Consider the following 18038-nt stretch of genomic DNA (forward strand, 5'->3'; position numbering starts at 1 on the left):
ACACCGCTGAATAATTCTGACCATGTATGGTTAGAATTATGAAGAATGTCCGGATGGACGCCACGGTCGCCTTCCGGCTCAGTTCCCTGGCTGCCGCCGTCACCGACCAGTTCGCCGGCCGGATCGAGGGCCTCGGCCTCAAGCCCCGGCACGCCGACCTGATGGCGGCCGTCGCGGTCGGCGCGCCCCGCTCGCAACAGGACCTCGCCCGCACGATGGGCGTCGCCCCGAGCCTGATAGTCGCGCTCGCCGACCAGCTGGAAGACCTCAAAGCCCTTCATCGGGTACGCGATCCGCACGACCGCCGCCGCCAGGTCCTGACGCTGACCCGCAAGGGCCGAACCCTCCTGGCGGCGTGCACCGCGCACGCCCGGGCGGTAGACGCCGAGTTGACGGCCCGGCTGGTGCCGCTGGAGCGCGACATGCTGCACCACGTGCTCGGCACCCTGGCCCCCGGATCACCGCCGGCCGGCAGGTAGCAGTCGGCACCCGGCACCCGGCACCCGGCACCCGGCCAGGCTCCGTCAGAGCAGGCTGACGACCCGGAACCGTTGGGCGACCATCAGCGTGTCGTCGGTGATCGTGAACTCCGGATCGCCCAGCTCCTCGCGCACCTCGTCGCCGTGCCAGAACTTCTCGTGGTCCCGCCGCCACTCGGCCACGGTCGTGAACCCTTCCCCCTCGTCGATGGCGTGCTGGAGGTCGCAGTCGCCGACCCGCACGACCCGGACCTCCGTCATCTCGATCAGGGCGACGGGGCGGGCGTCGGAATCGATGAGCACGGCCCGCTCGCCTGGTTCCGGCAACGGACTGCCCTCCGTCTCGTAGTCGATGGCCAGGGCGCTGGTGGAGGTCTTCGCTCCGGACAGGACGGCGGCGACCAGTTGGTCGCGGAGGGGTCCGGGGAAGCCGAGTTCGAAAATCGGCAGCTCTTCGTGGGACATGACGCGACCGTAGCCGAGCCGGACCGGGATAACGATCCGAATTCGCCGCATCCGTACCGCCTGGCCCAAGGGCTCGCGTGATGAGACACGGGTTGCGCGCCGCCCTGGCACGAACTGTGGATACGAGATCTTGCCGGTGCCTTCTACAGTGTTGATCACACAGACACACGGAGGAAGACAATGAGCTCGGAGTTCTACGAGTCGGATGTCGACGGCGACGGCCACGCTGACACCATCGAGTACGACCAGCACGCCGACGGCAGCAGCGACATCCTCGTGGACACCAACCACGACGGCGTCGCCGACTACGAGGGTTCGGACACCGACGGTGACGGCCGGATCGACTACGTCGCCGCGGACACCGACCACGACGGCACGCACGACGTCGAGGCGTGGGACAAGAACAGCGACGGCAGCTTCGACTACGCCAACGTGGACACCAACAGCGACGGGGTGGCCGACTACTCGGGCAACCCGTGGGGTGCCGCGTAACCGAAGGACATGCGCTGGGGCCCGGAGACTGATCTCCGGGCCCCAGCTTTCTTTACCCTGTTCGCCGTGGGAGTCGCCACGCCGTCGGGGGGGAGACGCGCCACGCTCGGATGAGCTGGGCGAACCGGCGGGTCGGGCGTCGCGCCGCTGTCGGGGAGCGATGCTGCGCGATCGGCGTCGCAGGGTGGTCTACTAGAAGCGTGGACTCGGCCGGCGGTCCCTGCCGATGAACGTGTCCCGCCTGTTGGTACCGCTACTGGTGATCACTCCGGTCACAGCTGGCAGGTGCCCCCTCTCGTCGGCCGGCTCCGTGCTCCGCCACTCGGGCAGCGCGCGCATGCCGGCGATGTCGTGCCGGGCGGTCCACGCCTCACGCCACGGCTTGCGGGCAGCCGCAGCCGCGCGTTCCGCGAGGCGGCGCGGGGCGCAGGACCAGGCTCGGCCGCACCACACGCACAGTCCGCGCTCGTCGGGCCGCGAGTGCCGCCGGAGCATGAACTGAGCGTCGCGCCATAACAGAGGGTCCGTGACGTCCGCCGGAGTTTCCTCGGCCAGATCGACGGTGACCATCTTCTAACTCCCCCCATCGGGTGGTGACCCTCTGGAAGAACCTCCGGACACAACGTTATTTCTCCATCCCTCGCTGTCATCGGACAAGCTGTGCGATTTTCAAATTGGCACCCGGTTGACTTAGCTAAGCATGTTAGCTAAGGTCCTTAGTTATGACGACGACGAAGTTCCTGGACCTGACCGACGGCCGCCTCTCCTACGATGACCAGGGCGAAGGCCCCCTCGTGGTGTGCGTGCCGGCGATGATCGGGCTGCGCTCGGAGTTCCGCTTCACCACCCCGCTCCTGGTGGCCGCCGGGTTCCGGGTGGTCACTGTGGACATCCGCGGCATGGGCGAGTCGAGCGCCGCGTGGCCGGAGTACGGCAGCGGCCCGACCGGACACGACCTGGTCGCGCTGATCCGGCACCTCGACGCGGGTCCTGCGTTGATCGCCGGCTGCTCCTCCGGTGCGGGTTCCGCCGTCGTCGCCGCAGCCACGGCACCCGAGCTGGTGTCCGGGATCGCGCTGCTCAGCCCGTTCCTGCGGGACGCGAAGGGCGGGCTGGCGATGACCCTGGTCAGGGCGGCGGCCCGGGTCCCCGGCGTCGCGGGGGCGCTGTGGAAGAGCCACTACGTCCAGATGTACCCGGGGACGAAGCCCGCCGACTTCGCCGCCGAGCGCGCCCGGCTCGCCGCCAACCTGGCCCAGCCCGGCCGGGGTCGGGCCGCCAGGGCCTACATTTGCGACATGTCACACGCCGAGGCGGAGAGCCTCATCCCCCGGGTCACGGCCCCGGCCGTGGTCGTCATGGGCACCGCCGACCCCGACTTCCCCGACCCTGCCGCCGAGGCGAACTGGGCCGCGGAGTCGCTGCGCGCGGACCTGGTGATGGTCGAGGGCTCGGGACACCACCCGCAGGCGCAGGCGCCCGAGCAGGTCGTCGCGGCGATCCGCAAGCTCGCCGGTGTCTGAGTCGACGGCCGGAACCGGGTCGCGGTTGGGCCGGAAGGCCGGGCTGACCACCGGGAGCGTCATCGCCGCCGCCGCCGACCTGGCCGACGAGATCGGCCTGCACAACCTGACTCTCGCGGTCCTCGCCGACCGGCTCGGGGTCCGCTCCCCTTCGCTGTACCGGCACGTCAACGGCCTTCCGGAGCTGCTGTTCCAGATCGCGCTCCGCGGGGTCGAGGAACTCGCCGACGCCATGGCCGGCGCCCCGGACCTGGCGGCCGTCGCGCACGCCTACCGGAGGTACGCCGTGGCACACCCAGGCCGCTATGCCGCCAGCCTGCGGGCGGACCCGCGCCTCGACGAGGCCGGCGGGCGGGCGCTGGCCCCGATGTTCGCCCTGATCGCTTCCTATGGCGTGCCCGACGCGGACCGGGTGCACGCCGCCCGGATCGTGCGCAGCATGTTGCACGGCTTCGTGTCACTGGAACTCGCCGGCGGCTTCGGCCTTCCCGACAGCCTCGACGAGACGTATGAGCGGCTGATCGCCGCCGTGGAGCAAGGGCTCACGCGCAGCTGACGTGAGGGGAGGCTGCCGGGTTGGCTGTGGAGGGAGTCAAAGGCTCTTCTCCCTCCACAGCCAACCCGGCAGCCCGCCTACGCGCGCCGTGGGAGGGACGCGGCGTAATCAAAAAATGCGCTTGATCTGGCTCTTGATCTAAGGCGCAGTGGCCCGCTGAGGGCGAATCTGGCAAGCATCGCGGAGGGCCGCCAGGGCCCGCCCTGCGGCCCTCCGCGATGCGCAGTCCAGATTCGTTCTCAGCGGGTCCAAACGGCCTAGTCGGTGAGGTGGGCGAGGAGGTCCTGTCGGGTGACGACGCCCTGGGGCTTGCCGTCGATCAGGACCAGGGCCGCGTCGGCCTTCGCCAGCAGGCTCACGGCCTCCCCGACCGGCTCGCCGCCACCGATCATCGGCAGCGGGGCGGACATGTGCTGCTCGATCGAGTCGTGCAGGCTCGCCCGGCCGCTGAACACGGCGTCGAGGAGATCGCGCTCGACGACGGAACCGACGACCTCGGCCGTGACGACCGGCGGCTCGGCCTTGACGACCGGCATCTGCGAGACGTGGTACTCGCGGAGGATGTCGATCGCGTCGCGCACCGTCTCCGTCGGGTGGGTGTGCACCATGGCCGGCATCGCGCCGCCCTTGCCCGCCAGCACGTCCGCGACCGTCATCGAGGCGTCGCCGGTGCGCAGGAAGCCGTAGTGCGCCATCCACTTGTCGTTGAAGATCTTCGACAGGTACCCGCGGCCGTTGTCCGGCAGCAGCACCACGACCACGTCGTCGGGGCCGGCGTTGCGGGCCACCTCGAGCGCCGCCACGACGGCCATGCCGCAGGAGCCGCCGACGAGCAGGCCCTCCTCGCGGGCGAGCCGGCGGGTGATGTCGAACGAGTCGGAGTCGGAGACCGCGATGATCTCGTCGCAGACGTTCTGGTCGTACGCGGTCGGCCAGAAGTCCTCGCCGACGCCCTCCACCAGGTACGGCCGGCCGGTGCCGCCCGAGTAGACCGAGCCCTCCGGGTCGGCGCCGATCACCTTGACGTTCGGGTTCTGCTCCTTGAGGTAGCGCCCGGTGCCCGAGATCGTGCCGCCCGTACCGACGCCGGCGACGAAGTGCGTGATCCGGCCCTCGGTCTGGGCCCACAGCTCCGGACCGGTCGTCTCGTAGTGCGAGCGCGGGTTGTTCGCGTTCGAGTACTGGTCTGGCTTCCACGCGCCCGGGATCTCGGTCGCGAGGCGGTTGGACACGTTGTAGTACGACCGGGGGTCCTCGGGGGCCACGGCGGTCGGGCAGACCACGACCTCCGCCCCGTACGCGCGCAGTACGTTGATCTTGTCCTCGGAGACCTTGTCCGGGCAGACGAACACGCACTTGTAGCCCTTGGTCTGCGCGACCAGGGCCAGGCCCACACCGGTGTTGCCCGAGGTCGGCTCCACGATCGTGCCGCCGGGCTTGAGGAGACCCTCGCGCTCGGCCGCCTCGATCATCCGGCTCGCGATCCGGTCCTTGACGCTGCCGCCGGGGTTGAAATACTCCACCTTGGCGAGGACCGTTGCCGAGATCCCGTCGGTCACGCTGTTCAGCTTGACCAGCGGGGTGTTGCCTATCAGATCAACAACATTGTTGTAGTACTGCACGTCACGTGCCTTCCTGACTTGGGCGGTAGTCGTTACCCCGAGCGTACCGGGGGGCGCGTTCCCGGATAGTCGATGCCCGTTACCCGACGCTGCCCGTTATCCGCCGGGAATTGTCGCCGGAGCACGATAACCTCAGCCCATGAACCGGTTCGCGAAGGCGGCCGCATACGGCGGCGGTGGACTCGGCCTGGCGAGCGCCCTCCTGACGGGCGTGCTGTTCGGGCAGGTCCAGTGGGCCAAACGTGTCATCCCCCTGCCGGACGCCCCGCCACCGGACGGCAGCGGCTTCTTCCCCGGCGACGGGCCGACCATCCGGCTCGTCATGCTGGGCGACTCCTCCGCCGCCGGGCTCGGCGCGGACCACCCGGCCCAGACCCCGGGCGCCATGATCGCGGCCGCCATCGGACAACCGGTCGAATACCGCTGTCTGGCGGTCGTCGGCGCCGACAGCCGCCACCTCGCCCCCCAGGTCGAGGCGGCCCTCACCGAGCCCGTCGACCTCGCCGTCATGATCATCGGGGGGAACGACGTCACCCACGGCGTCCGGCAGGGCACCGCCGTCTCCCTGCTCACCACGGCCGTCCGCGCATTGCGGGAGCACGGCGCGCAGGTCGTCGTCGGCACCTGCCCCGACCTGGGCACCATCCAGCCCATCCGGCCCCCGCTGCGCTGGGTCGCCCGGCAGCTCAGCCGGCAGCTCGCCGTCGCGCAGACCGCGGCGATCGAGGCGGCCGGCGGGCACGCGGTGCAGCTCGGCACCCTGCTGGGCCCGGAGTTCGCAGCCGCGCCGGACGAGATGTTCAGCGCCGACCGGTACCACCCGTCGGCCGCCGGTTACGCCGCGGCGGCCAACGCCCTGTTGCCGGCGGTGCGGGCCACGTTGACCCGGGAGGCGGCGTGACCAGCGGGTTCCCCGAGCGCTGCCCAGACGTGGCGGTCCGACGGCCACGCCCGTCAAAGGGGCTGGCGTGAGCCGCGTCCAGGGGACGCGCGTGGTCGGCCCCGATCCCCGGAGGTCCCGGTGACCACGGCGCCCACCCCCCAGCAGCCAGGAGCAGTCGTGACCGCCAGGAGCAAGCTCGGATCGCTCGGCAGGGGCGCGACCCTCGCCGCGGCCGGTCTCGTCGGCCTCGTCGCGGTCGAGGCGGTGCTGGCCCGCAGCCGGCGGTACGCGCGGCCGCAGCTCAGCCTCGCCCTCCGCAGCAGCGTGGGACGCTCCGGCACGCCGGTGCGCCTCGTGCTGCTCGGCGACTCCACCGCGGCCGGCGTGGGGGTCGACCGGTTCGGCGACACGGTCGGCGGGCAGCTGGCCCAGCTCCTCGCCGACGACGGCCGCCGGGTCGAGCTGTCCAGCGTGGCCGTCGCCGGTGCCCGCTCGACCGAGCTCGCCACCCAGGTCGCCCGCGCGCTCCTCGGCCCGCACCCCGACATCGCCGTCATCCTGGTCGGCTCGCACGACGCCGTCCGGCCCGGGCGGATCGACAGCGCCGCCGCCCAGCTGGGTGGGGCGGTCCGTCGGCTCCGGCGCGCGGACGTGCCCGTCGTGGTGGGCACGTGTCCTGATCTCGGCGCGGCGCGGGCCATCGCCCAGCCGCTGCGGGCGCTGGTCAGCCAGCGGGGGCGGCGGTTGGCCCGGGCACAGGACGAGGCGGCGCGGGAGGCCGGCGGGGTGACCGTGGACCTGGCGGCCGAGACCGGGGTGCTGTTCCGGACGGACCCGGGGACGCTGTGCTGGGACGGGTACCACCCGTCGGCCGACGGGTACCGGTTGTGGGCGCACGCGCTGGCTCCGGCGGTGGTGGCGGCGCTGGGGACGCGCTCACCCCGGAGCTGAGGGCGGGCACGGCGGAACGTCGCGGCCGAGCGGCTTGCGGAGTCGAGACCATTCGAAGGTGGCCGACGTGCGGCTCGACGCGCTGCGGATCAGCCACTGGAGCCGAGGGAACCAGGGGCAGGTGTCGCCGTAACCGGATGAATGGGAAACGGCCGGCGGGTGCCCGCCGGCCGTGACCACGGTCGCCGCTAGGAGAGGCGCTCCAGCACGAGCGCCATGCCCTGGCCGCCGCCCACGCACATCGTCTCGACACCGATGGACTTGTCGTGCCAGTTCAGCGAGTTGAGCAGGGTGCCGGTGATCCGGGCCCCGGTCATGCCGAACGGGTGGCCGACCGCGATCGCGCCGCCCTGCACGTTGAGCTTCTCGATCGGGATGCCGAGGTCGCGGTAGGACGGGATGACCTGGGCCGCGAAGGCCTCGTTGATCTCGAACAGGTCGACGTCGTCCACGGTCATGCCGGCCCGCTTGAGGGCCTGCCGGGTGGCTTCGACCGGGCCGAGGCCCATGATCTCCGGGGACAGGCCGGTGACGCCGGTGGACACGATCCGGGCGAGCGGGGTGAGCCCCAGCTCCCGGGCGCGGATGTCGCTCATGACGACCACGGCCGCCGCGCCGTCGTTCAGCGGGCAGCAGTTGCCGGCGGTGATCAGGCCGTCGGGGCGGAAGACGGGCTTGAGCCCCTCGACGGCCTCCATGGTGACGCCGGCGCGCGGGCCGTCGTCGGTGCTGACGACCGTGCCGTCGGCGAGGGTGATCGGGGTGATCTCGCGGGCCCAGAAGCCGTTCTTGATGGCCTCTTCCGCGAGGTTCTGGCTGCGGACGCCGAACTCGTCCATGTCCCGCCGGGTGACGCCCTTGAGCTGGGCGAGGTTCTCGGCGGTCTGGCCCATCGTCAGGTAGATGTCGGGGAGTTCGCCGTCCTCGCGGGGGTCGTGCCAGGTCTGGCCGCCGGCCGCAGCGAGGTCGGAGCGCTCCTTGGCGCGCGCGAACGCCGGGTTCTGCCAGCCGCCGCCCACGGCAGCGGAGGCCGCGTCGGGGAGCCAGTCGGAGTTGCCGCGCGCGTAGCGGGACACGGCCTCGACGCCGGCGGAGATGAACACGTCGCCCTCGCCGGCCCTGATCGCGTGCAGCGCCATCCGGGTGGTCTGCAGCGAGGAGGCGCAGTACCGGGTGAGGGTGGCGGCGGGCAGGTTGTCGTACCCGAGGAGGATCGAGACGACGCGGCCCATGTTGAAGCCGGCCTCGCCACCGGGCAGGCCACAGCCCAGGTACAGGTCGTCGATGGTGTTCGGGTCGAGCTCCGGCACCTTCTCGAGCGCGGCCCGGATCGCGGTGGCGGCGAGCTCGTCGGGGCGGACGTCCTTCAGCGAGCCCTTGTGGGCGCGGCCGATCGGCGTACGGGCGGTGGCGACGATGACAGCTTCAGGCATGGCGACAGGTTACCCCTTAGTAACAAAGGGCGGGCCGTGACTCAGGTCACGGCCCGCCATCACAATCCGAAGGCTATCTGCGCAGGTAGCTGAGCATCCGGAGAACCTCCATGTACAGCCAGATCAGGCCGACGAGGAGGCCGAAGCCCATCGCCCACGCGTACTTCTCGGGCATGCCGTAGCGGATGCCCTGCTCGATCATGTCGAAGTCGATCACGAAGCTGAGCGCGGCGACGACGATCACGACGAGGCTGAACACGATCGGCAGCCAGCCGACCTTGCCGGTCATGCCGGCGCGGATGCCGATGCCGTTGTCGGAGAAGAAGTAGGCCACCAGGTTGACCAGCATCAGGCCGACGAGGCCGATCGTGGCGCCCACGATGACCTTGGTGAACCGGGGGCTGTTCCGGATGACCTTGAACTTGTACAGCATCGCCATGCCGAAGAAGATGCCGAACGTCGCGACGACGGCCTGCAGCACGATGCCGTGGTAGAACGACTCGAAGATCCGGCTGAAGATGCCGAGCACGAGACCCTGGGTCACGGCGTAGGCGCTGATCACGAACGGGTTGGTGACCCGCTTGAACGAGATCACCAGACCGAGGACCAGGCCGATGAGCGCCGCGCCGAGCACGACCGGCAGGGCCAGCGCGTCGGGGAGCAGGGTCCAGCTGAAGGCACCGGCGGCCCCGGTGACTGCGAGGAGGATCACCGTGCGGACGACGACGTCGTCCATGGTCATCGTGCGGACCTCGGGGGCGCCGTAGCCAGGCGCGCCGTACGGAGCCGGGTAGCCCGGCTGGGTGTAACTGTTGCGATCCTGGACCGCGCCAGCGACGACGCGGCCCAACGCACCGTTGGAACTCTTCAACTCTGGCCTCATAACCTCAAAGGGTAGCCCGATGTACCCAAGGGTAGCTGGGGTTGGCCGAGGTGGGTGCCCGGAGCGGGGGTCGAACCCGCACGCCTTGCGGCAGCCGATTTTAAGTCGGCCGTGTCTGCCATTCCACCACCCGGGCGCCGGAGCTCCCGGCAGGTCGCTCCGCTAGGGGCCACGGTAGCCCGAAGTGGCCCCTCCTTGGTACCCGCTTACTCCGTTAACGTGCTCCAGGTGACACGCAAATGGCCGCTGGATGTGGCGGCAGGGATGGGATATTTGGCGATTGCCGTATTTCTGACGGCAGGGCTGTGGTCGGATCCCAGTGCCCGTGCGTTGGGGGTGAATCCGGCCGACCAGACGTTGATCGAGTGGTTCCTCGCCCAGGGGTCGCGGTTCTGGCTGGGCGACCTGACGCTGGTCACCGACCGGATGAACAGTCCGGACGGGATCAACCTGCTGACCAACGCGACGAATCTGCTGGCCGGGGCGGTGCTGGCCCCCGTGACCTTCCTGTTCGGGGCGCCGACGTCGTTCGCCGCGCTGGTCGCGGGGAACCTGGCCGGCACGGCGCTGGGCTGGTATCTGCTGTTCGCCCGGGGCTTCGGGCTGCACCGCGCGGCGTCCGCGGCGGCCGGCGCGCTGTGCGGCTTCGCGCCGGCGATGATGTCGCAGTCCAACAGCCATACCCATATCACAATGCAATGGCTTTTACCCCCCATTGTGTACTGCCTGCTGCGGCTCACCCGGGCCCAGACCCCGATCCGCACCGGCCTCGCGCTGGGCGCCCTGATCACCGCGCAGTTCTTCGGCGGCCAGGAGGTGCTGTTCTTCGCGGCCATGACCCTGGGCCTGTTCACCGTGGGGTACGCGCTGTTCGACCGCGACCTGGTCCGGCGCGCCGCCCGGCCGGTCCTCCTCGGGCTGGGCGTGGCGGCCGGCCTGGCCGTGACGCTGCTGGCGTACCCGTTGTGGGTGGAGTTCAAGGGTCCCCAGTCGGTGCCCAACGGCCCGTTCTCCCCGGAGTACTTCTCCGCCGACCTGGCCAGCTACGCGAAGTTCTCCCCGCTGTCGTGGGCCGGCCGGAACGGCGACGGCGGCAACTACGCCCCGAACGCCACCGAGATGAACACGTTCCTCGGCATCCCCCTCCTGATCATGGCGGCGGCCTGCGTGGGCTACCTCTGGCGGCACCCGGCCGTCCGGGCCTCGGCGATCGTGGGCGTGCTGATGGCGTGGCTGTCGCTCGGCCCGACCGTGATCGTGTCCGGTGAGCAGACCGGCTTCCCCGCGCTGTACGGGCTGCTGCACGGCCTGCCGGTGATCGACGGGGCGCTGCCGAGCCGGTTCGCGCTCACCCTGCTGCCCCTGATCGCGACGGTGCTGGCCCTGGCCCTCGACGCCGCGCTGCGCGCCGGCGGCGTGGTGCGGTACGCGCTGCCGGCCGCCACCGCCGTCGCCCTCCTGCCGCTCCTGCCGCTCCCGCTGGACACGGTGCACCGGCCGGTCGTGCCGACGTTCTTCTCCGCCGGGCACTGGAAGACCTGCGTGCGGACGGGGGGCGTGCTCGTCCCGGTGCCCCTGCCGACCCCGACCGACCCGGAGCCGCTGCGCTGGGCCACCGCGGCCGACGTCGCGTTCGGGGTGCCGGAGGGCTTCTTCATCGGCCCGTACGGCGGGGAGGGCAAGGCCAGCATCGGGGTGTATCCGCAGCCGACCGCCGCCCTGCTCGGTGAGGTGCGCAGGACAGGCGTGGTGCCGCAGGTCACAGCGGAAGGCCGGAGGCTGGCACAGGCCGACGTTGGGCATTGGAATGCATCATGTATTACTCTCGGCCCCACAGTGCATCGCGACGAGCTGAAGGCGACACTGGACCTGCTGTACGGCCCCGGTGAGCGCGTCGCCGACGTCTGGGTGTGGAGGGTGAAACCGTGAGTGATTTCGTTACCGGCAGTCACGACTGGCCGGTTACCGAGGCTCTGACCGAGTTCATGAAGATCGGCTGGGCGGACTCGGAGCTCTCCCCCTCGCCGAGCGAGCAGGCGCCCTGGGCCGAGGCCCGGCGCAAGCGGCTCGCGGCGGCCTTCCCCGGCGAGCGGGTCATCGTGCCGGCCGGCCGGATGATCGCCCGCTCCAACGACCAGGACTACCGGTTCCGCGCGCACTCGGCGTACGTGTGGCTGACCGGCGACCAGACCTCCGACGGCGTGTACGTGCTCGAACCGTCCGGCGAGGGCACCCTCTACCTGCGGCCGCGCTCCAACCGCTCCGACGGCGAGTTCTTCACCGACCGCCGGTACGGCGAGCTGTGGGCCGGCCGCCGCCCCACCCTGCGCGAGTCCTCCGCGACCCTGGGCGTCGAGACCCGGCACATCGACGAGCTGGCCCTGTCCGGCCCGGCCCGGGTCCTGCGCGGCGTCGACGCCACGATCGACCACCTGGTGCCCGCGATCGGCGACGGCACCCGCGACCTCGAGCTCGCCGCCGTCCTCGCCGAGCTGCGCCTCGTCAAGGACGAGTGGGAGATCGCCGAGCTGCGCCGCGCCTGCGAGTCCACGGCCCGGGGCTTCGAGGACGTGGTCCGGGCGCTGGAGTTCGCCAAGTCCGGCGGCGGCGAGCGCTACCTGGAGGGCACCTTCTGGCGGCGGGCCCGCACCGAGGGCAACGACGTCGGCTACCACTCGATCGTCGCCGCTGGCTCGCACGCCACCACCCTGCACTGGATCGAGAACAACGGCCCGATCCTCGACGGCGACCTGCTCCTCCTGGACGCCGGCGTGGAACTACGCTCCCTGTACACCGCCGACGTGACCCGGGTCTTCCCGATCTCCGGCCGCTTCACCCCGCTCCAGCGCGACGTGTACGAGCTGTCCCGCCGGGCCAACGACGCCGCCCTCGGCGAGCTGCGGCCGGGTGCCGACTACCGCGACTTCCACCGGGCCGCCATGCGGGTGATGGCCCACGGGCTCGAGGACCTGGGCGTGCTCCCGGTGTCCGCCGAGCAGGCCCTCGACCCGGAGTCCACGATCTACCGGCGCTGGACGCTGTGCGGCTCCGGCCACATGCTCGGCCTCGACGTGCACGACTGCGCGCGGTCGCGGGCGTCGAAGTACCTGGACGGGAAGTTGGAGGTCGGCCACGTGCTCACCGTCGAGCCGGGGATCTACTTCCAGCCCGACGACCTGCTGATCCCGGCGGAGCTGCGCGGGATGGGCTTCCGGATCGAGGAGGACCTGGCGATCACCGCCGACGGGTACGAGATGCTGTCCGACCAGCTGCCGCGCACCGCCTCCGACGTCGAGGCGTGGATGGCGAACCTGGTCCGCTGAGCCGAAGGTGGCCCGTGCCCCTCATGTCCCCACGTTGGGGTGTGGGGGGCACGGCTCGTTGTCATGGCTTGGCCCCTTCAGGTGACCAGCCTCAATGTACTGACCTCCCCGCCATGACAGGCAGACGTAAGGGTGGGTGTGCATGATCGGTCGGGTCGGGGCGAGCACGGTGCGCCGACGGCCCGAGGCGTCCGTCCACAACGGCGTCACCTTCTCGATCATGGAGTGGCCCGATGAAGTCACTGATCATCCGGAGAGTCGTCGTGGTGGTCGCCGCGATGGGCGCGACGCTCGGCCTGCTGTCCACACCCGCCCACGCCGAGTCCGCGCCCGGCTGCTCCGACACCTTCCAGGTGTCCAGCACGGGATACATCGATGTGGACGGTCAGCGGGCCGCTTCCGTCAAGCAGTTCTGGTCGCCGAAGTGCCAGGCCAACTTCGGCTATCTCTACGTCTGGCAGTCCTTCCGGAACAGTCACCCGCACAGCGTCTGGACCGTGGACGTCGGTGTGACCTACCACGGCGGCCAGAGCGGGTCAGATGGCGGGTACTTCGAGAACACCTCGGGCAGTGACTTCTGGTCGGGTCCCTTCGCCGGTCGCGGAATCTGCACCGGCGTCACGGGGGAGTTCATCTTCAACGGCGTCGCCCATATTGCCGGCACCGGCGCGGCCTGCAACTGACCCGAAGAAAGGGATCTGAACTGTGAGAACTCTGACCCGGCTGGCCACGGTCAGCGCCCTGGCCACCTCGGCGCTGTTCGGCCTCAGCACCGCGGCCCACGCCGAAGCGGCCCCCGGCTGCTCCGACACGTACCAGTTGGGCTCCACCGGATACATCGACGTGGACGGTCAGCGGGCCGCTTCCGTCAAACAGTTCTGGTCGCCGAAGTGCCAAGCCAACTTCGCCTACGTCTACCTCTGGCAGTCCTTCCGGACCAGCCATCCCGGGAAGTGGACCGTACTGGTCGGATTGACCGTCCCCGGCCGCGATCCCGTGGGAATGAAGTACTACCCGGACACCACGGGCAGTGAATTCTGGTCGGCGCCCTTCGCTGGTCGCGGAGTGTGCACCTACGGCTACGCGTCCATCTACTACACGGTCGTCGACGCTGGCGACACCGACGGGCACTGTGGCTGATTCGTACCCCTCGAAAGGAACTGAGCTGTGAGAACTCTGACCCGGCTGGCCACGGTCAGCGCCCTGGCCACCTCGGCGCTGTTCGGCGTCAGCACCGCGGCCCACGCCGAGGCCGCGCCCGGCTGCGCCGACTCCTACCAGATCGGCACCACCGGATACATCAACTGGGGCGGTCAGCGGGCCGCTTCCGTGAAGCAGTTCTGGTCGCCGAAGTGCCAGGCCAACTTCGCATATGTCTTCGTCTGGCAGTCCTTCCGGGACAGCCATCCGGGCACCTGGGCCGTGTACGTCACCGAGGACATCCACGGCGGCGAAGCCGGAGGAGAAAGGTACTACCCACCCTCCCGGGGTTCGTACTTCTGGTCGGACCCCTACCCCGGTCTCGGAGTGTGCAGCTACGCCCTGGGGAACATCACCTATGCCGGCGTCCAGGCAGAGGGATTCACCGACGTGCGTTGCGGCTGATCCAGCCCACACCCCGAAGAGAGGAACTGAACTGTGAGAACTCTTACCCGACTGGCCGCGATCTGCGCCATGGTCGTGCCGGCACTGTTCGGCGTCAGCACCGCGGCTCACGCCGAAGCTGCGCCCGGCTGCTCCGACTCCTACCAGATCGGCCCCACGGCGCTCCTCTCCTGGAACGGAGAGAGTGCCGCCTCCGTGAAGCAGTTCTGGTCGCCCAGGTGCCAGGCCAACTTCGCATATCTCTACGTCTGGCAGTCCTTCCGGACCAACCATCCCACGGGGAACTGGTCCGTCAATGTCGGCGAGATCATCTGGGACGACGGGATGTCGGGGTGGATGAACTACTCCCCGAGCCGGTCCACCGACTTCTGGTCGAGGGCCGTCGCCGGCCTCGGACAGTGCACCCGCGCCTCGGCGGCATTCAACTTCAACGGCGTGTACGGCAATGCCACCACTGACCCGCGCTGCGGCTAAGCCCCTCCCCTGATCTCGGTGATCTTCATGCACCTCGGTAGTCATCGCTGCCCGGGCGCATGAAGATCACCGGTTGGGGGCCCCGGCCTAGGCCGCGAGAGTGCCCCGGCGGAGCGCCGAGGTGAACGCGCGCCAGTCGGCCGGGGCGAACGCGAGCACCGGCCCGGCCACGTCCTTGCTGTCCCGCACCCCGGTCACCCCGGACACCTGCGCGACCTCGACACACGATCCGGCGGCGTTGCTCCGACTCGACTTCCGCCATGCGGCGTCTGCCAATGCACTCATCTCAGTCGAACTCCTTCGCCATTCGCTCCAACAGCATCCGCGAGTCCGCCACGTTCAGCGAGCGGCCAACAATGTCGTCAAAAGCCTCCGAGAACTCGCCCACCTCGGCCGGCCTGTCAAGATAGAGATCGCCAGTGAAGCCATCCCTCATGACAACAGATGGTTCCCTGGCCCCCTGGGGTCCCTCAGGAAAGTCCAGGATCGAGAAGGCTGCGGTGTTCAGCCCAGCGTGCAGGCCGAACGCGAACGGCACGATCCTGATCGACACATTCGGCAGATGACTCATCCGGACAAGATGGCGTAGTTGAGCAGCCATGAGCGTCGGACTGCCGATCGGCCGGTGCAGGACCGCCTCATCCAGAACGGCGTCCACCTGCAGAGCTGTAGACGAAGTGCGGGTGAGAATCGCCTGGCGGGCCATGCGGACCTCAACCAGCCTCTTGAGCTCCTCGCCGGAGTATTTGGCTCCGATGATCTGCCTCGCGTAGTCGGGAGTCTGGAACAGGCCCAGGACCAGTTGCGCGTTGAACCACCGCATCCGCGAGGCCGCAGCCTCCAGGCTGACGTAGATCTCGTATTTCTCCATCAGCACGTCGCTGAAGGCGTGCCACCAACCTTTGTTCTTGGTTTCGGCGGCCAGGGAGACCATGCCGTCGCGGGTCGCCTCATCCACCTTGTACAGGCGGCACAGCGCCTCGATGTGCGACCGGCCGTACTTCACGCTCGAGTCGCCGTTCTCCATCCGCCACAGGGACTGGCGGGACACGTCGATCGCGGCGGAGACCTCGTCCGCGCGCAGGCCACGCTCGGCGCGCAGGGCACGCAGGCGGCGGCCGAGCTGGCGGCGGGGCACGGTGCTTCCCGAGCCCTCCGGCGTCGTACTCATCATGTGCAGCGGCTCCTCACCGGGCCGGCGTCCGCGTTCCAGAATAGACGCCGACGTAACCCGACGGCCTTCCTGGCTGGTTACGGAACGAAACAGTGGGTTCTTCCGAATCAGCCGAGAATTCTACGGTGCGCGCACGCGGGGGCCAGCGCCCGGGAGTCATAGGGTTCGATCGCCAGAGCTGTGCGTGACGCCCACCCCGGGAACGACGCGAGGCCCCGACCGGCGCGTGCCGGCGGGGCCCCACTCGTAACCGATAAAAAGGTTTTAGAAGCTGTCCTCGCGCCACTCGTGCTTGGGTGCCTGGAGTTGGCCCAGGGCGATGACCTCGCGCTTGAGGAACAGGGCGAGGGTCCAGTCCGCGACGACCCGGACCTTGCGGTTCAGGCTCGGGATCCGGCTCATGTGGTAGGTGCGGTGCACCCACCAGGCCGGCAAGCCCCGGATCTTGATGCCGAACAGGTAGGCGACGCCCTTGTGCAGGCCGAGGCTGGCGACGGAGCCTGCGTACTTGTGCCGGTACTCCTTCGGCTCCTGGCCGCGCACGACCGCCGCGATGTTGTCGGCGAGCCGGCTGGCCTGGCGCACCGCGTGCTGGGCGTTGGGGGCGCAGGTCGCGTCGGGGTCGTCGAGGGACAGGTCCGGCACCCGGGCGCAGTCGCCCGCGCTCCAGACGCCGTCGAGCGGCGCGCCGTTCTCGATGACCCGGAGGTACGCGTCGCAGGTGACCCGCTTGCGCTCGTCGCGCGGCAGGTCGGTGGAGTCGAGCATCGGGTGCGGCTTGACGCCGGCCGTCCACACGATCGTGTCGGACTCGAATGTGTCGCCGTCGGAGAGCACGACCTTGCCGTCGACGCACGACTCCAGCCGGGTCGACAGGCGCACGTCCATGCCGCGCTCGACGAGCTGCACCGCCGTGTACGCGCCGAGTTCCAGGCCCACCTCGGGGAGGATCTTCTCGGAGGCCTCGACGAGTACCCAGCGCAGATCCTTGCGGTCCAGTTCGGGGTAGTAGCGCAGGCCGTCGTCGACCATGTCGGCCATCTCGGCGAGGGCCTCGATGCCAGCGAAGCCGCCGCCGACGAAGACGAAGGTCAGGGCGCGCCGGCGGGTGGCCAGGTCGGCGGTGCTCGCGGCGATGTCGAGCTGGGCGAGCACCTGGTTGCGCAGCAGGATCGCCTCGCCGATCGTCTTGAAGCCGATCGCGTTCTCCTTCAGGCCCGGGATCGGCAGGGTCCGGGACACCGAACCGGGGGCCACGATGATGTGGTCGAACCCGGTCTCCCACTCCGGCCCGACGAGGGGCTGGATGGTGAGGGTCTTGGTCTTGGCAGACACGGAGGTCACCAGGCCGGTGATCACGTGACACTTGTTGCGGAGGATGCGGCGCAGCGGCACGACGGCGTGCCGGGGCGAGATGTTGCCGGCTGCCGCCTCGGGCAGGAACGGCTGGTACGTCATGTGGGGCTGGGGATCGATGACGATGATCTCCGCCTCGCGGGACTTGAGCTTCCTGGACAGCCTCAGAGCTGTATAAAGGCCGACGTGGCCGGCCCCGACTACGACAATCCGCTTCGCCATGTCCTCATGATGCGCCGCGCCGGGGGCTCCGTAGCGCCAGGTACGCCAATATCCCAGCAGCCAGAATGGCGCCGACCACACCGAGCAGCGGAAACACGAGCAAGGGGCTGGGTTTCGCACCCTCGGACAGCGTGACCACGACCACCCCGAGAACGCCCGTGATCAACATCACTCCGGCTGTTCGGGTAAACCACCGCAAAAGCACTGCTGGCAGAACCACGGCATCGAGGGGTACCGCGGCGGCCAGCGCGCACGCCGAGTGCTGCAGGTACAGCGCGCACGCCACCGAGATCAACGCCGTGGTGGACCGGCCGCCGCCGTCCATGGCCGTGCCGAGGAGCCACAGCACCACTGTGCCCAGCTGGACCATCGACACGAACGGCCCGCCCGGCGCGATCGCCGCGATGGCCGCCAGCACCGCGCCGGCCATCATCATCGGGCCGGTCAGCAACGAGCCCGGCAGCGCGATCCCGAAGGCCGCCACGCCGGTCGCGAGAACGATCGCCCGCAGCAGCAGCGGACCGGGGGCGGTCCGGGCCAGCGCCCGGGCCAGGGCCGTCAGGTTGTTCATCGCAGTCCAGCTCTCGGGGAGGCGTG

Annotated in this window: 21 protein-coding genes and 1 tRNA gene; 12 read left to right on the plus strand and 10 right to left on the minus strand. The window is 69.9% G+C overall.

Translation table 11 applies throughout. From position 1 onward, the window contains the following. Positions 1 to 38 precede the first annotated feature (38 nt). Entirely contained in the window at positions 39 to 479 is a 441-nt protein-coding gene (locus IW245_RS25200) for a MarR family winged helix-turn-helix transcriptional regulator (RefSeq protein WP_197005638.1), read from the plus strand. A 45-nt stretch (positions 480 to 524) separates the two neighbouring features. On the opposite strand, the gene IW245_RS25205 is transcribed toward IW245_RS25200, so the two are convergent. Next, positions 525 to 944 carry an ASCH domain-containing protein gene (locus IW245_RS25205; RefSeq protein ID WP_197005639.1) on the minus strand — a complete coding sequence of 140 codons (420 nt, stop codon included), beginning with the start codon at positions 942 to 944 and terminating at the stop codon, positions 525 to 527. A gap of 180 nt (positions 945 to 1124) precedes the next feature. On the opposite strand from IW245_RS25205, the gene IW245_RS25210 reads away from it, so the two are divergent. Further along, positions 1125 to 1436 (plus strand): hypothetical protein, encoded by a 312-nt coding sequence (locus IW245_RS25210; protein ID WP_197005640.1) that lies wholly within the window; start codon positions 1125 to 1127, stop codon positions 1434 to 1436. Between the two features lie 192 nt (positions 1437 to 1628). Here IW245_RS25210 and IW245_RS25215 read toward each other — a convergent pair whose 3' ends face one another. After that, positions 1629 to 2006 carry a hypothetical protein gene (locus IW245_RS25215; protein ID WP_197005641.1) on the minus strand — a complete coding sequence of 126 codons (378 nt, stop codon included), beginning with the start codon at positions 2004 to 2006 and terminating at the stop codon, positions 1629 to 1631. 152 nt (positions 2007 to 2158) lie between these two features. On the opposite strand from IW245_RS25215, the gene IW245_RS25220 reads away from it, so the two are divergent. Both IW245_RS25220 and IW245_RS25225 read left to right on the plus strand, forming a co-directional pair. Continuing rightward, a complete protein-coding gene (locus tag IW245_RS25220; protein ID WP_197005642.1) occupies positions 2159 to 2959 on the plus strand; it encodes an alpha/beta fold hydrolase in 801 nt (266 codons plus the stop codon). After that, on the plus strand, positions 2952 to 3515 hold the full coding sequence (locus IW245_RS25225; protein WP_197005643.1) for a TetR/AcrR family transcriptional regulator: 564 nt from the start codon (positions 2952 to 2954) through the stop codon (positions 3513 to 3515). Before IW245_RS25220 ends, IW245_RS25225 begins: the two co-directional genes overlap by 8 nt. 257 nt (positions 3516 to 3772) lie before the next feature. Here IW245_RS25225 and IW245_RS25230 read toward each other — a convergent pair whose 3' ends face one another. Beyond that, on the minus strand, positions 3773 to 5137 hold the full coding sequence (locus tag IW245_RS25230) for a cystathionine beta-synthase (RefSeq protein ID WP_197005644.1): 1365 nt from the start codon (positions 5135 to 5137) through the stop codon (positions 3773 to 3775). Between the two features lie 139 nt (positions 5138 to 5276). Between IW245_RS25230 and IW245_RS25235 the strand changes: the two genes are divergently transcribed. After that, a complete protein-coding gene (locus IW245_RS25235) occupies positions 5277 to 6038 on the plus strand; it encodes an SGNH/GDSL hydrolase family protein (RefSeq protein ID WP_197005645.1) in 762 nt (253 codons plus the stop codon). A 159-nt stretch (positions 6039 to 6197) separates the two neighbouring features. After that, positions 6198 to 6971, plus strand: a complete 774-nt coding sequence (locus IW245_RS25240; RefSeq protein ID WP_197005646.1) for an SGNH/GDSL hydrolase family protein — start codon at positions 6198 to 6200, stop codon at positions 6969 to 6971. A 188-nt stretch (positions 6972 to 7159) separates the two neighbouring features. On the opposite strand, the gene IW245_RS25245 is transcribed toward IW245_RS25240, so the two are convergent. The 3 genes from IW245_RS25245 to IW245_RS25255 all read right to left on the minus strand — a co-directional run bounded on the left by IW245_RS25245 (position 7160) and on the right by IW245_RS25255 (position 9423). Beyond that, positions 7160 to 8404, minus strand: a complete 1245-nt coding sequence (locus tag IW245_RS25245) for an acetyl-CoA C-acetyltransferase (RefSeq protein WP_197005647.1) — start codon at positions 8402 to 8404, stop codon at positions 7160 to 7162. Positions 8405 to 8477: 73 nt separating this feature from the next. After that, a complete protein-coding gene (locus IW245_RS25250; protein ID WP_197008672.1) occupies positions 8478 to 9275 on the minus strand; it encodes a Bax inhibitor-1/YccA family protein in 798 nt (265 codons plus the stop codon). Positions 9276 to 9342: 67 nt separating this feature from the next. Then, positions 9343 to 9423, minus strand: a tRNA-Leu gene (locus tag IW245_RS25255). A 200-nt stretch (positions 9424 to 9623) separates the two neighbouring features. Between IW245_RS25255 and IW245_RS25260 the strand changes: the two genes are divergently transcribed. The 6 genes from IW245_RS25260 to IW245_RS25285 all read left to right on the plus strand — a co-directional run bounded on the left by IW245_RS25260 (position 9624) and on the right by IW245_RS25285 (position 14689). Further along, a complete protein-coding gene (locus IW245_RS25260) occupies positions 9624 to 11216 on the plus strand; it encodes a hypothetical protein (protein WP_233472934.1) in 1593 nt (530 codons plus the stop codon). Positions 11217 to 11272: 56 nt separating this feature from the next. Continuing rightward, positions 11273 to 12610, plus strand: a complete 1338-nt coding sequence (locus IW245_RS25265) for an aminopeptidase P family protein (protein ID WP_231400207.1) — start codon at positions 11273 to 11275, stop codon at positions 12608 to 12610. A 233-nt stretch (positions 12611 to 12843) separates the two neighbouring features. Beyond that, a complete protein-coding gene (locus IW245_RS25270; protein ID WP_197005649.1) occupies positions 12844 to 13293 on the plus strand; it encodes a hypothetical protein in 450 nt (149 codons plus the stop codon). 22 nt (positions 13294 to 13315) lie between these two features. Continuing rightward, entirely contained in the window at positions 13316 to 13750 is a 435-nt protein-coding gene (locus tag IW245_RS25275) for a hypothetical protein (RefSeq protein WP_197005650.1), read from the plus strand. A 27-nt stretch (positions 13751 to 13777) separates the two neighbouring features. Further along, positions 13778 to 14215, plus strand: a complete 438-nt coding sequence (locus IW245_RS25280) for a hypothetical protein (RefSeq protein WP_197005651.1) — start codon at positions 13778 to 13780, stop codon at positions 14213 to 14215. Between the two features lie 33 nt (positions 14216 to 14248). After that, positions 14249 to 14689: a hypothetical protein gene (locus IW245_RS25285; RefSeq protein ID WP_197005652.1), complete on the plus strand. Its 441-nt coding sequence runs from the start codon at positions 14249 to 14251 to the stop codon at positions 14687 to 14689. 87 nt (positions 14690 to 14776) lie between these two features. On the opposite strand, the gene IW245_RS25290 is transcribed toward IW245_RS25285, so the two are convergent. From IW245_RS25290 to IW245_RS25305, 4 genes are all read right to left on the minus strand, one after another. Further along, the gene (locus IW245_RS25290; protein ID WP_197005653.1) at positions 14777 to 14974 is read right to left on the minus strand and encodes a DUF397 domain-containing protein; all 198 of its coding nucleotides are present in this window, start codon (positions 14972 to 14974) and stop codon (positions 14777 to 14779) included. 1 nt (position 14975) lies between these two features. Beyond that, positions 14976 to 15863, minus strand: a complete 888-nt coding sequence (locus tag IW245_RS25295) for a helix-turn-helix domain-containing protein (RefSeq protein WP_197005654.1) — start codon at positions 15861 to 15863, stop codon at positions 14976 to 14978. A gap of 264 nt (positions 15864 to 16127) precedes the next feature. Next, positions 16128 to 17441 (minus strand): NAD(P)/FAD-dependent oxidoreductase, encoded by a 1314-nt coding sequence (locus tag IW245_RS25300; protein ID WP_197005655.1) that lies wholly within the window; start codon positions 17439 to 17441, stop codon positions 16128 to 16130. Positions 17442 to 17445: 4 nt separating this feature from the next. Continuing rightward, positions 17446 to 18012: a hypothetical protein gene (locus tag IW245_RS25305; protein ID WP_197005656.1), complete on the minus strand. Its 567-nt coding sequence runs from the start codon at positions 18010 to 18012 to the stop codon at positions 17446 to 17448. Positions 18013 to 18038: the final 26 nt, after the last annotated feature.

Origin of the sequence: Longispora fulva, assembly GCF_015751905.1 — a bacterium.
Taxonomy (GTDB): domain Bacteria; phylum Actinomycetota; class Actinomycetes; order Mycobacteriales; family Micromonosporaceae; genus Longispora; species Longispora fulva.